The sequence below is a fragment of the Streptosporangium sp. G11 genome, assembly GCF_051192615.1.
Taxonomy (GTDB): domain Bacteria; phylum Actinomycetota; class Actinomycetes; order Streptosporangiales; family Streptosporangiaceae; genus Streptosporangium.
This window is the reverse complement of sequence record NZ_JBPJUQ010000042.1, coordinates 17,797-32,136: the sequence shown is the minus strand read 5'-3', so window position 1 is coordinate 32,136 and position 14,340 is coordinate 17,797. Positions and strand designations below refer to the sequence as shown.

Sequence of the window (14,340 nt, the reverse complement as noted above, 5' to 3'; positions counted from 1 at the left end):
GGGACCGGCCTCCGAGCGGGTCTGAACGGGGAGACCCGGTTCCGTCGGGGCCGGGCCCCGAGCGGGTCTGAACGGGGAAACCTCGTTCCGTCGGAACCGGGCGCCGAGCGGGCCTGAACGGGGAGACCCGGCCCCGCCGGGACCGGGCCCCGAGCGGGCCTAGCGGACGACGATGAAGTCCGCCGCCCGCCTGGGCGCGCGGTCCCTCGGCGGGGCGGCGGGACGGCCGATGGCGACGGCGCCCATCGGGTCCCAGTCCGGGGGCAGGGCGAGGACCTCGCGGACCACGTCGCGGCAGAACATGGTGGACGACACCCAGGCGGAGCCCAGGCCCTCCACCGCGAGCTGGACCAGGAAGTTCTGCACTCCCGCGCCGGTCGCGACCACGAACATCTCCCGCTCCGCCGCGTTGCGCCGGTCGTCGCGGTAGGTGTGCGAGCCGTCCATCACCAGGCAGGGCACCGCCAGGTACGGGGCCGCGCGCAGCACGTCACCCCGCCTGACACGCTTGGCGATCGACTCCTCGGAAAAGCCGTCGCCGCGCAGGTCGGCGATCCAGGCGTCGCGCATGGCGTCGAGCAGCTTCTCGCGGATCTCGGCGGACTCCAGCAGGACGAACCGCCACGGGGTCGTGTGGTGCGGGGCGGGCGCGGCGATCGCGGCGTCGACCGCCCTGCGGACCTTGGCGCCGTCCACGGGGTCCGCGGAGAACTCGCGGACGGTCCTGCGGGCGAAGACCACGTCGCGCGAACCGTAGCGGAACATGTCGTCGGCGGACGGGCGGAGCAGCTCGCCGACTCCCGGCCCGTCCTCCTCGGTGGTGTACTCCGCCAGACCCCTGATCACCGCCACCGGCGTCTGCGCGACCTTCCCCTTCACCAGGTCCCCGGCCGCCGCGAACTCGTCGGCGACGGCGGTCAGGGTGACCTCCAGCGCGTTGCCGTGGTCGTCGGACATGCCCCGGTAGTCGAGCGCGGGGGTCACCCCCGCGATGCCGACGGCCATGTCGGTCTGGCCGTTGCGCCACGGGCGGCCGAAGGTGTCGGAGACGACCACGCCGACCGACACGCCGAGCAGCTCCTTGATACGCGCCCTGACGGCCGAGGCGGAGGCGTCCGGATCGGAGGGTAGCAGGACGACCGTGCCGGGGCGGGTGTTGGAGGCGTCGACCCCGGCGGCGGCCATGACGAACCCGTGTGCCGTCTCGGCGATCACGGTCTCCCCCCTGCGGGCGACCACCCGCCTCGTCTCCGCGTCGATGGCCTCGGCGCGGTTCGCGCCGCGCAGCACCCGGCCCTCCGCCTTGCTGGAGATCTTCGAGGTGACCACGAGGATGTCGCCGTCGCGCAGGTCGGGCAGGGCCGTGGCGATCAGCTCCCCGACGTCGTCGCCCTCGCGAACCTCGGGCATGCCGGGGACGGCGAAGATCTCCAGCCTGACGTCGGCGGGCTCCTCCTGCCGGCGCCTGATCCGGCTCATCGCGAACCCTCCTCGCGGGCCGGGCGGGACTCGCCGGGTCCGCCGGGTTCACTGGCTTCGTTGCGTTCGTTGGATGCTTCGGGTTCCGCCGAGGAGGCGGCCCGCGGGGCGGGGGACTCCCCGTACGGCGCCGGAGATCCGGTGTCCGGGCTCGCGAGCCGCGCGGCCATGTCCAGGGCGGCTCGGGCGATGGCGGCGGCGGACTCGACGTCGTGCATGATCAGCGGGCGCGCCTCGACGTCGACGCCGCCGAGGGCCACCCCGGCGTCCTCCTCCGCGACCAGCCAGCCGTTCACCAGTGGCGATCCGTACAGTTCGAGGACCGCCTGCGCGCTGGTCTCCACGCCGATCGCGGTCAGGCAGGCGTCGGCCATGCCCCGGACGGGGGCGCCGCCGACGATGGGCGAGACACCGACGACGGTCTTGCCCTCAAGGGCCTCGCGGATGCCCTTGATCTGCAGGATCGTGCCGATGCTGACGACCGGGTTGGACGGCGGGAGGATGACCGCGTCGGCGGCGGCGATGGCCTCCAGCACGCCGGGGGCAGGGGAGGCCTTGTCCGCGCCGACCAGGATGATCTGCTCGGCCGGGACCGAGGCGCGCAGCCGCACCCACCACTCCTGGAAGTGGATGGCGCGGCGCCCCCGCTCGTCGGAGATGACGACGTGGGTCTCGGTCCTGTCGTCGCTCATCGGGATCAGGCGCACGCCCGGCTGCCAGCGCGCGCACAGCGCCTCGGTGACCGCCGACAGGGGGTATCCGGCGTCGAGCATCTGGGTGCGCACGATGTGGGTGGCGAAGTCGCGGTCGCCGAGGCCGAACCACTGCGGCTCGACGCCGTAGGCGGCCAGCTCCTCCTTGACGACGTGTGACTCCCGCCGTCGCCCCCAGCCCTGCTCCTCGTCGATGCCGCCGCCCAGCGTGTACATCACGGTGTCGAGGTCGGGACAGACCCGCAGGCCGTAGAGGCTGATGTCGTCACCGGTGTTGCCGATGACGGTGATCTCGGAATCGGGGGCCGCGGTGAGGAGGCCCCGCAGGAAACGGGCGCCGCCGATCCCGCCGGCGAGGGAGACGATGCGCATGCCGTCCAGTGTTCCACTAGGTCACCGAGCTCGTCGGCGGGGTGCCCGCGGGCGGTCCGGAGTAGTCTTTTCATGATCGTTATTCGGAGTGTCCCGCCTGGCGGGATCGCCTGATTGGCCGCCCGATATGTGGCCTTATAGGGTGTAATGGAGCACTTATGGGGTTGGTGGGCTTCCTGGGACCACCGGCAACAAAGTCAGCCATGTGCAAAACTGACCCGGGTTTACCTAAAGACCCTATGGGGGTAGTTGTGATCAATGTCGAGGCAGGTCGGCTTCGGGAACCGGCGGCGTGGCTCATGGTCGCCGTCGCGTCCGCGAGCGTTCTCGTCGGCATCGAACGCCTGTTTTTCGGGGGTGGATCGGCCTCCTTCGCCGAGCGCGCGGCGGGCTCCCTGGGGCAGCTCACCTCGCCGGTCGTCCCGGCGTTACTCGTGGGTGCCGTGCTGCTGGCGACCAACCTCGGCCCGGTGATCGGACGGCTGAAGGCGATGGCGCTCGTGGTGGCCGGCACGCTCGGGCTCTCCGTGCTGTTCGGCCTGATCGGACTGTTCGGCGGGCTGTTCGGAGGAGTGGAGGGCTTCCTGGGGAAGATCGAGTTCCTCCTGGTCAGCCTGCCCGCCCTCGCGCTGGCCGCGGTCGCGCTGTTGTACGTGCTGCCGAAGGCGGTCCCCGCGGGCTCGCGCGCCGGCACCCTCCGTGCCGACGGCGGCCGCGGCCGTTCCCCGGAGCACCCACGGGAGCAGCGGTACGCCCACGGCCAGCCGCCCGTCCCCGCGCAGGGGCCGATCCCCTTCCAGGAGTACCCCCAGGGACAGGGTGTCCCGCAGGGCGCGTACCCCCAGGCCCAGGGCGGCGTCCACCCCCAGGGACCCCAGCAGGGCTTCCCCCACCCGCAGGGGCAGGGACCGCAGGGACAGCAGGGTGGCCATGGCTACCCGCAGGAGGCTCCGCCGGCCCCGCAGCCCCCGCACAACCGCCCCGCCCTCCCGCCGGCGCCCGCGCACAGCTCCGCCGGAGCCCCGGAGGGGTACGGCCAGCAGGCGGCCTCCCACGCGCCGCCCGCCTCCCACGCGCCGCAGGCCGGTGACGGGTACTCCCAGGCCCCCTACGCGCCGCCCGCGGAGAACCAGTCGTATGCCCCCCAGCCCGGTGGCCCCTACCCGCAGCCGGAGTCGCAGGGACAGGGATACGCGCAGCCGGAGCCGCCGAGCTACCCGCAGCCCGTCCCGCAGGTGCCGCAGCCAGCCGCCCCCGCCGCCTACACCCCGAGCCCGTACGTCGCGGCGGACGTCCAGCCCGCGGCCCCGGCCAAGCAGTACGAGCCCCCGTCCGCGGCCTACGACCCGCCGGTCTACGCCGCCCCGGTGGAGCCGCAGGCCCAGACGGAACCCCGGCTGCCGAGCTACCCCCAGTTCCCGGACCCGCAGTTCCAGGACTCCTCGTTCCAGGACTCCTCCTCGTACGGTCAGGAGTCGCAGGGCTTCGGCCGGCAGGCAGAGTCCCCGGCGTCCCCGGCGTCCCCGGTTCCCCCGGCGTACGGTCAGGAGCCGCAGCCGTCGGGGTCCGGCCGGCACTCCAGCCCCCAGCTGCCGAGCTACTCCCAGTACTCGGACTCCTCGTCGTACGGTCAGGAGTCGCAGGCGTACGGCCAGGAGTCGCAGGACTTCGGCCAGCAGCCCGACTCCTCCGCGTACGGCCATCGCTCTGACCGGCCGCAGCCCGACTACGGGCAGGCCACCTCCTCCAGCCGGCCCGACCCGCTCTTCGGCCGGCAGGCAGAGTCCCCGGTCTCCCCGGCGTCCCCGGTCTCCCCGGCGTCCTCGGTTCCCCTGGCCTCTCCGGTTCCCCCGGCGTACGGCCAGGAGCCGCAGCCGTCGGGTTCCCGGCCGCAGTCCGAGCAGCCGGGCTACTCACAGCCCGATCCGCAGGGCTACCAGCGGTCCGAGGCCCCGGGCTTCGGCAGGCAGCAGGAGCCGCAGGGCTTCGGGCAGCAGGAGCCGCAGTCGCCCGGCTACGGTCACCAGCCCGAGCAGCAGGCCCCCGCGTCCTACCCGCCGGCCGACGGACGCCAGGGCCAGCCGCTCGACGCCCAGCAGCGCCCGCCGCTCGACGGCCGGCCGCCGCAGTCCTTCCCGCAGCCTCCGGAGAACTACGGCCAGCCGTTCAGCGGTTTCTCCGGCGCGGAGTTCGGCCGCCAGGCCGAGCAGGGCCCGGCCTACCAGGCGCCCGACCCGGTGGACCTCAGGTCCCAGCAGATGGCCCAGGCCTACCAGCAGGCGGAGAGCTACCAGCAGCAGGCCCAGCAGGGCGGCAACGAGCCTCAGCTGCGCGTTCCCGAGTACGGTTCCCCGGGCTACGAGGGCCCGTTCGGGCACCCGCAGACCCCGCAACCCACCCAGGCCCCGCCAAGTCCCCAGCCCGCGCAGAACCCCCAGGCTCCCCAGGCTCCCCAGACGCCGCCGTACCCGTCCCACCAGTGGGATCCCCAGTCGGAGGCGACGCTCCGGTTCGATCCGAACGCCTACCAGGGAGACCCGCTGAACGACCCCGCGCCCGCCGCCAGGACCTGGGACTCGCAGCCGATAGACCCCACGGCGATCTACAAGCCCGAACAACGCCCAGGTCAGGTCACGGATGAGGAAACCCCGGATAGAGAGAGGGTGGGCCCGGGTCAGGATCAGAACATGTCCTGGTACGGTTCCGACCGCCGAGAGCACTGAGCCCCTGGCGGTCACAGCGATCACCTGGTGCAATTGCCGTCGTGGCAGGCACACGACCCACAACCGGGGAGAGCAGGTCTTTCCCCGGATACCAGCATGCCGCTTGACGCCACACCGGGCACGCGCGTGTAATTACACACGTGTTGTTACGCCTTCCTCTGGGTGGGTAAGGGGGAGGCGTTCATAGGGGGGCTCCAATTTTGCGGGCGTGCGGCAGGGAGGTGTGCAGTGGCCGACCTGGTCATCGCACAGGAGAGCATCGCTGAAGAGCAGCTTGGCTGGCAGGAGCGCGCCTTGTGCGCGCAGACCGACCCGGAGGCGTTCTTCCCGGAGAAGGGAGGGTCCACCCGCGAGGCCAAGAAGGTTTGCCGCTCCTGCGAGGTGCGTGCCGAGTGTCTTGAGTACGCGCTTGAACATGACGAGCGGTTTGGAATCTGGGGTGGGTTGTCGGAGCGTGAACGCCGCCGGATCAAGCGTGAGGCGGTCTGAGCCGTCCGTGAACCGGGTGGCCGGAAGGCTTGAGCGCTCTGAGGTCCGGACGGTCTGGACGTCCGCGCACCGACGAACACTATGAACACCGATCAACACCGACGGACCCCGAACAACACTGAAGAAGTGCCGAAGAGGTCCGATCGGCCTGGCGGAAGACAGAAGTGTGTGACGCCTCTCGGGGGCGTTTGACGAATATGTCCTTGGGGCCACGTGACCGTCGGTCGCGTGGCCCTTTTTCATGCGCGCGACCAGGTGTAAGACATAGTCAGACAGAGGGTGCCGTATCGTTGTCGCGCCGATCACCACCACTCCTGAACACGGGACGTATGTCCATCACCGACCCCCCGCACCCCCAGCGCCCCCGCCACACCGTCACCGCGATCGTCGTCTCCCACGACGGCTCCCGCTGGCTGGGGGAGACCCTGGAAGCCCTGCTCAGGCAGACCCGCCCGGTGGACCGGGTCGTCGGGGTCGACAACGGCAGCAGGGACGGCAGCGCCGCGCTGCTGACCGACGCCCTCGGCTCCAGGGCGGTGCTCACGCTGCCGCGCTCGACCGGTTTCGGCGAGGCCGTCACCGAGGTCCTCGACCGGCTCGGCCCCGGCGGTGGCCGGGAGTGGATCTGGCTGCTGCACGACGACTGCGCCCCGGACGTCCACGCCCTGCGGCTCCTGCTTGAGGCCGCCGACGAGGACCCCAAGGCGGCGGTGCTCGGCCCCAAGCTCCGTGACTGGCTCGACCGGCGGCTCCTGCTGGAGGTCGGTGTCACCGTCGACCGCACCGGCCGCAGGGACACCGGGCTGGAGGCCCGCGAGTTCGACCAGGGGCAGTACGACGGGACCAGGGACGTGCTCTCGGTCTCCACCGCGGGCATGCTGATCCGCAGGGACGTCTGGGAGGAGGTCGGCGGGCTCGATCCCGCCCTGCCGCTGTTCCGCGACGACCTCGACCTGTGCTGGCGCGTCAGGACCGCCGGATACCGTGTGCAGAACGTCACCCGGGCGATCGCCTGGCACGCCGAGGCCGCCACCCGGCGGCGGCGCCGCATCACCGCCAGCGGAGACCATCCCCGCCGCCTGGACCGCCGCAACGCCCTCTTCGTCGTCATGGCGAACCTGCCCCTGCGCCCGCTGCTGTGGGCGCTGGTGCGCAACGCGTTCGGGTCGCTCGCCCGTACGGTGCTGTTCCTCGTGGCCAAGCAGCCCGCCAACGCGCTGGACGAGTTCCTCGCGTTCGGCTCGGTGTTCGGCCACCCCATCCGGATGATCAAGGCTCGGCGGGCGCGGGCCAAGGGCCGCAGGCAGGGGTACGCGGCGGTCAGCCGGCTCCTCACCCCGTCGGGCGCCGGTTACCGGCGGCTCGTCGACAGGGCCCAGAGCTATCTGGCCGGGGGCGGGTTCGTGGAGTCCGCGGGCCGCCACCACGCCATGACCGCCTCGCCGGACGCGCAGGAGGAGGGCGAGGAGCTGCTCACCGACGCCGGGGTGATGCAGCGCGTCTTCGGCAACCCCGGCGTCCTGCTCTTCCTGGCGCTCTCCCTGGTCACGCTGGTCGCCGAACGCGCGGTGACCGGCGGCGCGAGGCTGGGCGGCGGCGCGCTCGTCCCGGTGATCGGCGGGGCCTCCGACCTGTGGGACCTCTACCGCGAGAGCTACCACCAGGTGGGCCTGGGCACCGACGCGTGGGCCCCGCCCTACGTGGCGGTGCTGGCCGTGCTCTCCACGGTGCTGTTCGGCAAGACGTGGCTCGCGGTGTCGCTGCTGCTGCTCGGCTGCGTGCCGCTGGCGGGGATCTCCGCGTACACGGCCACCCGGTCGATGATCCCCGGCCGCTGGACCAGGGTCTGGCTGGCCTCCTCGTACGCCCTCCTGCCGGTCGCCACCGGCGCGGTGGCCGCGGGGCGGCTCGGCACCGCGGTGGTCTTCGTGCTGCTGCCCGTCTACGCGGCGCTCGCCACCATGGTGCTCACCGGGGAGCGCCGCCGCGCCCGCCGCGCGGCCTGGGGCCTGGGACTCCTCCTGGCCGTCGGCACGGCCTTCGCCCCGCTGGTCTACCCGCTGACCGCGGTCCTCGGCGCGCTGGCGGCGCTGGCCTTCCCACGCAGGGGCGTCGCGGTCTCGATGCTCGTGGCGTTCGCCGTCCCCGTGGCCCTGCTGTTCCCCTGGCTGGCCCAGGTGGTCGCCGACCCCGGGCAGCTCCTGCTGGAGGCCGGGCTGCACCAGCCCGCGCTGGTCGACCCCGCGCTGCCCGCCGGGTCGCTGCTGCTGCTCAGCCCCGGCGGGCCCGGCATGCCGCCGCTCTGGGTGACCGGCGGTCTTCTCGCGGCCTGCCTGCTCGCGCTGCTGATGCGCCGCAACCGGATGGTCATCGCGGTCGGCTGGGGCGTCGCGCTCTTCGGCGTGCTGGTGGCGATCCTGGTCAGCAGGACCACCGTCACCTCGATCAACGGCGACGTCGAGGCCCCCGCCTGGCCGGGGGTGCCGCTGGCCTTCGCCGCCACCGGCATGCTCGTGGTGGCCGCGCTCACCGCCGACAGGGTCGTGGAGTTCCGGGCGGCCGGGGGAGCGCGCAGGCTCGCCGCGTTCGGCGTCGTGCTGGTCGCGTTCTCCACGCCGCTGCTCGCCGCGGGCATGTGGATCGCCAAGGGCGTGGACGGCCCGCTCCGCGGGACCGTGCGCGACGTCGTGCCCGCGCTCGCCGCGGACAACTCCGCGGGCGGCGAGCGGACCCTGCTGCTGCGCGCCTCGCCGGGCGGCCTGCTCTTCACCGTGCTGCGCGGGCGCACCCCGGTGATCGGCGAGGCCGACATCCCCGTCCCCGACGGCCCCAGGGAGCTGGTCCGCGTCGCCGCGGCCGGGCTGGTGTCCGGCAGGGGCGGTGACGACGCCCGTGTCCTCGCCGCCCACGGCGTGCGGTTCGTCGTGGTGACCGCGCCCGTCGATCCGGGGATCAGCCACGCGCTCGACTCGCAACCCTCGCTGGCGCGGATGAGCCTGTCCCGCTCGGTCGGCGTGTGGCGCCTGACCCAGCCGATCGCCCTTCCCGTGACCCCGCCGGGCGACCCCTGGCACGGCCGCTGGCTCTGGGCCCAGGCCGTGCTGGTGCTGATCGTCTCGGTCCTGGCCGCGCCGGGCTCACGCACCGAGCCCGACGAGCCCGCCCTCCCCCAGGACCAGCCCGAGCCTCGCAGAGAGATGGCCGCCCGGTGAAATCCCTGATCGAGAACCGGTTCAGCCTGCTGGTGCTGGTCCTGGTGGCCCTGCTCGCCCTGTACGGGGTGGCCTACGCCTCCCAGCCGGGGGCCGTCGCCACCCCGGCACCGGGGTTCGAGAAGGTGCCCGTCGCCTCGGTGACAGCCGTCTGCCCGTCGCCCGGCGACACCTCCGTCGGCGTGGTCGCCCCGCCGGGCAGCAGGGAGCCCGGCTCCGCGACGCTCGTCACCGGAGGCAAGACCCTCGCCACCGTCGACATCCCCGGCCGTCTCTGGCACGACGAGGTGCCGGCCTCGTCGCCGCCCCTCGTCGTCGCGGCCACCGGGAGCATGGCGGCGGGACTGGAGGTGGCGCAGACCCGCAGGGAGAAGTCGGGTGATCAGCGGGGTCTGGCCGGGACACGCTGCACCGAGCCGGTGGCGAGCACCTGGCTGGTCGGGCCGGGACCGGCCGCGGCGGACGTCACGCTGTACCTGACCAACGCCGACCTCGCCCCGGCCATCGCGGAGATCATGGTCTACACGGGCGAGGGCCCGGTGTTCGACGACACCGGCGGCGTGTTCACCCTCAAGCCGGGCCAGAGCCGCACGATCAAGGTCCTGGATCTCGCGCCCTCGGCGCTCGTCCTGGCGATCCAGGTCCGTACCAGCTCGGGGCGGGTCGCCGCCGCAGCGCGGGCGATCATGAACGACGGGCGCGGCGTGGACTGGCTGCCGGTCTCCGCGGCCCCCGCCACCCGCGTCGTCGTACCGGGCATCCCCGGCGGCGGCGGGAGGCGCGAGCTGATCGTCGCCTCCGCCGAGGAGTTCGACACGCTGGTGGAGGTCAAGGCCCTCACCCCCGACGGGACGTACGCGCTGCAGGGCCACGAGCTCGTCGAGGTGCCCGCGGGGTCCGTGGCCACCCTCGACCTGTCCACCGGGATCGGCGGCCAGCCGTCCGCGCTGGTCCTCACCTCGGACACCCCGATCGTCGCCGGGCTCGTCGCCACCGGCACCGGTTCGAAGACCGACGTGGCCTTCACCGCCGGGGCGGCTCCCATCGACCTGGGCAGCGTCGTCGCCGACAACCGTACGGGCGGCAAGGTGAGTTCCCGGCTGCTGCTGACCGCGCCGGACGCGGCGGGCACGGTGAGCGTGCAGGTGGTTCCGCGAAAGGGCGAGCCGCGCGAGCCGTTCCAGGTGGAGGTCTCCGCCTCGCGGACCAAGCAGGTCACGCTCACCAAGGTGGACGGGCCCTTCACGGTGGTCGTGCAGCCGCTGCCCGGCTCGGGGCCGGTCTACGGCGGGCGGGTCATGGAGGAGCGGCTGAAGGGCGGGACGGCGCTGACTGTGCAGCCGCTGGCCCCCGCCCGCATGTGGGCGCTGGTCCCGCCGATCGCCGAGTCGGTCGCGACCGTCCTGCCCTGAGGCGCGGCGGGACCGTCTTGCCCTGAAGAGGGGCGGGACCGTCAGACCGTCCGGGACGCGGAGGGGCCGTCAGAGGCGTACTGGGATGCGGAGGGTCAGTCGTGGTCGTCGAAGCCGGGGTCGACCGACTCGGGGGAGAGCCCGAACAGGCCCGCGACCTGCTCGACCACCGCCTCGTGCACCATCGCGCCCAGGTGGTCGCGGTCGCGGGCCCTGCTCTCCAGGGGGCGGCGGTAGATGATCACGACGGCCGGGCGGCTCCCCGCGGCGGGCTCCGCCCGCCCGAACGGGATGGGCTCGCCGGTCAGCAGCCCGGGGCCGTCGCCCAGCTCGCTGATCGGCGGAACCTCCTCGACCGCGAACTCCACGGCCGACAGCTGCTTGGCCCACCGGGGCTTGAGCCGGTCGACGGCGTCCAGGACGAGATCGTCGAACCGCTCGCTGCGGGCCTTGGCGATCGGCACGTGCGAGGGCGCCAGCGGGCCACGCAGGCCGCGACCGTGCCTGTCGCGCCTGCGGGGAGAACGGGGTCTGCCGGGTGCCGGGCTCACGGCCCCAGCTTAGACGTGACCCGGACGGGGGCGGGAGGCGCCGTGACCCGAGCGCGGCCGGGGGGAGGGGGTGACGGCGGAGGCGCGGGTGGAAAGGCGGGGAGGGGCGTGCGGACGAGAGGGAGGCGCGGCGGGCGCGGGCGGGGGTCGTGCGGGTGAGGCGAGGTTTGGGAGGCAGGCGTGCGGACAGGGGGTGTAAGCCGTACAGGCGGGTGGAAGCCGGGACACGTGTCCGAATTGTGGCGACACGCTCGTTAAGAGCGCTCAGATAGTGGCGCCCCGGACGCTTACCGGATACGGTCCCACCGTGAGCCCCGTCCGCCGCTGTTCCCGCACCGCGTGCAGTCAGCCTGCCGTTTTCACGCTCACGTACGTCTACGCCGATTCGACCGCTGTTCTCGGACCCTTGGCGACGTACGCCGAGCCGCACTGTTACGACCTGTGTGCCGAGCATGCCGAGCGGCTCACCGCCCCCCGAGGCTGGGAGGTGGTGCGCCTGCCGACCGACGGCGCCCCGCCGAGCACGGACGACCTGGAGGCCCTCGCCAACGCGGTCCGCGAGGCGGCCAGGCCCGCGCCGAGCGGCGGCACCGAGCCGGTCGGCCAGGGGGTCGAGGTCGGCCGCCGAGGTCATCTGCGAGTGCTCCGCTCCGCCCAGCCCCAGCGTGACCGCTGACCCTACTAGGCTGGGGGGCACGAACACGACGCAAAGGGTGGAGCTGGAGTGGGCGACCTCGCCAAGATCTTCAAGGCGTACGACGTCCGTGGCGTCGTGCCGGACGAGCTCGACGAGGAGACCGCCGAGGCGGTCGGCGCGGCCTTCGCGGAGGTGACCGGGGCCGAGACCGCCGTCGTGGCACACGACATGCGCGAGTCTTCGGTGCCCCTGGCGGCCGCCTTCACCCGGGGGGCGACCTCGCGGGGGGCCGACGTGATCAACGCGGGCCTGGGCTCCACCGATCTGCTCTACTACGCGAGCGGCAGCCTCGGCCTGCCCGGCGTGATGTTCACCGCCAGCCACAATCCGGCCCGCTACAACGGCATGAAGATGTGCAGGGCGGGTGCCGTGCCGATCGGCGGCGCCACCGGGCTCGTCGAGATCCGCGACCGGGCCGCGGAGATCCTGGCCTCGGGCACCCTCGGCGGCGAGGGCGGCGGGACCGTCTCCGAGCGCGACCTGCTGCGCGGCTACGCCGACCACCTGCGCACCCTGGTCGACCTGTCCGGCATCCGGCCGCTGCGGGTCGTGGTCGACGCCGGAAACGGGATGGGCGGGCACACGGTCCCGACGGTGTTCGAGGGGCTGCCCGTCGAGCTGACCGCCCTGTACTTCGAGCTCGACGGCACCTTTCCCAACCACGAGGCCAACCCCATCGAACCCGACAACCTGCGCGACCTGCAGAAGGCCGTGCTCGACGTGGGCGCCGACATCGGGCTGGCCTTCGACGGCGACGCCGACCGCTGCTGGGTCGTCGACGAGCGCGGCGAGTCCGTCTCCCCGTCCACGATCACCGCGCTGGTCGCGGTCCGCGAGCTGGGCAGGCACCCCGGGGCCGCGATCATCCACAACCTGATCACCTCCAGGGGCGTCCCGGAGATCGTCGGCGAGCACGGCGGCCACCCGATCCGCACCCGCGTGGGCCACTCGTTCATCAAGGCCGAGATGGCCGAGACCGGCGCGGTCTTCGGTGGCGAGCACTCCGCCCACTACTACTTCAAGGACTTCTGGTTCGCCGACTCCGGCATGCTGGCCGCGCTGCACGTGCTGGCCGCGCTGGGCGAGCAGGAGAGGCCGCTCTCGGACATCCTCGCCGAGTACACTCGCTACGCGGCCTCCGGGGAGATCAACAGCACCGTGGCCGACCAGGGTGCGGCGACGGAGCGGGTCCGGGAGGTCTTCGCCGCCCGCGACGGGGTCACCTTCGACGAGCTGGACGGTCTGACCGTCTCCGGCCCCGGATGGTGGTTCAACCTCCGTCCGTCCAACACAGAGCCGCTGCTCAGGCTGAACGCCGAGGCGGCCGACGAGATTCAGATGGCAGCGATCAGGGACGAGGTCCTTGCTGTCGTGAGGAGCTGAACGAGTGAAGATCGACGACTGGCTGCTGGAGATCCTGGCCTGTCCCAACTGCAAGTCCCCGCTGCGAGCCGAACCCGAGGTGGACGAGCTGTCCTGCACCTCCGCCTCCTGCGGTCTGGTCTACCCGGTCCGGGACGACATCCCGGTCCTGCTGGTCGACGAGGCCCGGAAGTCGTGAACTGGGAGCCCGATCGGCTCGATGATCAGCAACGGCTGGCCGAGGGCGATCCGGCGGGCATGCTGCGGGCGGTGGCCGACTCGGCCGCGCAGGTCCGCACCTCCCGCAGGGCCGCCCTGGAGTCGGGCCTGTCCTCGCTCGCCGGGGACGGGCGGCCCCGGGCCGTCGTGGTCGCGGGTGTGGGCGGTTCGGGCATCGCCGGTGACATCCTCAACGTGGTGTGCGGGCACGGCGCCCCGCTGCCGATCGTCACCGTCAGGTCCCACCGGCTGCCCGGCTGGGTCGGCGCGACCGACCTGGTGATCGCGGTGTCGCGTTCGGGCCGGACCGAGGAGACGCTCGCGGTGGCCGCCGAGGCCGTCCGCCGGGGATGCCGGCTGCTCGCCGTCGGCGGGCCCGACTCGCCGCTCCACGCGATCGCCAGGCAGGCGGGAGCGCCGTTCGTGCCCGTCGCGGGCGGCGGGCAGGCGCGTGCCGCGGTGTGGGCGCTGACGGTCCCGCTGATCGTCGCCGCCGCCGAGCTCGGCCTGGTCGAGGCCGGCGAGGAGGTGTTCGAGGAGGTGGCCAAGCGCCTTGAGGACCTCGCCCACCGCTGCCGCCCGGCGAGCGAGTCATTCATCAACCCGGGCAAGTCACTGGCCATGGAGCTCGCCGAGACCGTGCCGATGATCTGGGGGTCCTCCCCGCTGGCGGCCGTCGCGGCCCGCCGGTGGGCCGGTCAGCTCAACACGAACGGCAAGTATCCGGCCGTGTGGGGGGAGCTCCCCGAGGCCGGTCACGACCAGGTGGCCGTCCTCGACGGCCCGCTCGCCCAGCGCGACATCTTCGCCGACGAGAGCGGCAGGTCGCTCCGGCTGTTCGTGCTGCGCGACGTGGAGGAGCACCCCCGGGTCGTACGGCAGCGGGAGGTGTCGGTGCGGCTGGCGGAGGATCGCGGCGTCCCGGTCACGCAGATCGCCGCGGAGGGGGTGCACCCGCTGGAGCGGCTCGCCACGCTGATCGCGCTCGGGGATTTCGCGAGTACCTACCTCGCTCTCGGGTACGGGGCCGACCCGACCCCTGTGTCGGCGATCACAGAACTCAAGGCAAGGGTTTCGCAATAGGATCCTTGTCCTGTCTTTCCTGAATAAC

Annotated in this window: 11 protein-coding genes; 8 read left to right on the top strand and 3 right to left on the bottom strand. The window is 73.0% G+C overall.

Annotated features, from left to right (window positions below; translation table 11 throughout):
* Positions 1–159: 159 nt before the first annotated feature.
* The gene (locus ACSDR0_RS31100) at positions 160–1,479 is read right to left on the bottom strand and encodes a coenzyme F420-0:L-glutamate ligase (RefSeq protein WP_435292465.1); all 1,320 of its coding nucleotides are present in this window, start codon (positions 1,477–1,479) and stop codon (positions 160–162) included.
* Positions 1,476–2,564: a 2-phospho-L-lactate transferase gene (gene cofD / locus ACSDR0_RS31095; RefSeq protein WP_435292464.1), complete on the bottom strand. Its 1,089-nt coding sequence runs from the start codon at positions 2,562–2,564 to the stop codon at positions 1,476–1,478. The genes ACSDR0_RS31100 and cofD overlap by 4 nt, the downstream gene beginning before the upstream one ends.
* A 251-nt stretch (positions 2,565–2,815) precedes the next feature.
* Between cofD and ACSDR0_RS31090 the strand changes: the two genes are divergently transcribed.
* The 4 genes from ACSDR0_RS31090 (at position 2,816) to ACSDR0_RS31075 (ending at position 10,400) form a co-directional block, all read left to right on the top strand.
* Entirely contained in the window at positions 2,816–5,287 is a 2,472-nt protein-coding gene (locus ACSDR0_RS31090; protein ID WP_435292463.1) for a hypothetical protein, read from the top strand.
* A gap of 228 nt (positions 5,288–5,515) precedes the next feature.
* A complete protein-coding gene (locus ACSDR0_RS31085; protein ID WP_037969494.1) occupies positions 5,516–5,776 on the top strand; it encodes a WhiB family transcriptional regulator in 261 nt (86 codons plus the stop codon).
* Between the two features lie 329 nt (positions 5,777–6,105).
* Positions 6,106–8,988, top strand: coding sequence for a glycosyltransferase (locus tag ACSDR0_RS31080; RefSeq protein ID WP_435292462.1), 2,883 nt, complete (start codon positions 6,106–6,108; stop codon positions 8,986–8,988).
* Positions 8,985–10,400, top strand: coding sequence for a DUF5719 family protein (locus ACSDR0_RS31075; RefSeq protein ID WP_435292461.1), 1,416 nt, complete (start codon positions 8,985–8,987; stop codon positions 10,398–10,400). Before ACSDR0_RS31080 ends, ACSDR0_RS31075 begins: the two co-directional genes overlap by 4 nt.
* Positions 10,401–10,495: 95 nt before the next feature.
* Here the strand turns inward: ACSDR0_RS31075 and ACSDR0_RS31070 are convergent, their stop codons facing one another.
* Positions 10,496–10,951 carry a metallopeptidase family protein gene (locus tag ACSDR0_RS31070; RefSeq protein ID WP_435292460.1) on the bottom strand — a complete coding sequence of 152 codons (456 nt, stop codon included), beginning with the start codon at positions 10,949–10,951 and terminating at the stop codon, positions 10,496–10,498.
* A gap of 307 nt (positions 10,952–11,258) precedes the next feature.
* Here ACSDR0_RS31070 and ACSDR0_RS31065 point away from each other — a divergent pair, with 307 nt between their 5' ends.
* Genes ACSDR0_RS31065 through ACSDR0_RS31050 form a run of 4 tightly spaced genes read left to right on the top strand, consistent with a single transcriptional unit; the run spans position 11,259 to position 14,312 of the window.
* Positions 11,259–11,627, top strand: a complete 369-nt coding sequence (locus ACSDR0_RS31065) for a DUF3499 domain-containing protein (protein ID WP_329090499.1) — start codon at positions 11,259–11,261, stop codon at positions 11,625–11,627.
* Positions 11,628–11,675: 48 nt separating this feature from the next.
* On the top strand, positions 11,676–13,031 hold the full coding sequence (locus ACSDR0_RS31060) for a phosphomannomutase/phosphoglucomutase (RefSeq protein ID WP_435292459.1): 1,356 nt from the start codon (positions 11,676–11,678) through the stop codon (positions 13,029–13,031).
* A gap of 4 nt (positions 13,032–13,035) precedes the next feature.
* Positions 13,036–13,209, top strand: a complete 174-nt coding sequence (locus ACSDR0_RS31055) for a Trm112 family protein (protein WP_012888128.1) — start codon at positions 13,036–13,038, stop codon at positions 13,207–13,209.
* Positions 13,206–14,312 carry an SIS domain-containing protein gene (locus ACSDR0_RS31050; RefSeq protein WP_435292458.1) on the top strand — a complete coding sequence of 369 codons (1,107 nt, stop codon included), beginning with the start codon at positions 13,206–13,208 and terminating at the stop codon, positions 14,310–14,312. The genes ACSDR0_RS31055 and ACSDR0_RS31050 overlap by 4 nt, the downstream gene beginning before the upstream one ends.
* The last annotated feature ends 28 nt before the right edge of the window (positions 14,313–14,340 follow it).

What these genes read in the sequence shown, in the direction of transcription:
- ACSDR0_RS31100 (WP_435292465.1), bottom strand. Translation starts at nt 1,479, where the DNA reads ATGAGCCGGATCAGGCGCCGGCAGGAGGAGCCCGCCGACGTCAGGCTG.
- cofD (WP_435292464.1), bottom strand. Translation starts at nt 2,564, where the DNA reads ATGCGCATCGTCTCCCTCGCCGGCGGGATCGGCGGCGCCCGTTTCCTG.
- ACSDR0_RS31080 (WP_435292462.1), top strand. Translation starts at nt 6,106, where the DNA reads ATGTCCATCACCGACCCCCCGCACCCCCAGCGCCCCCGCCACACCGTC.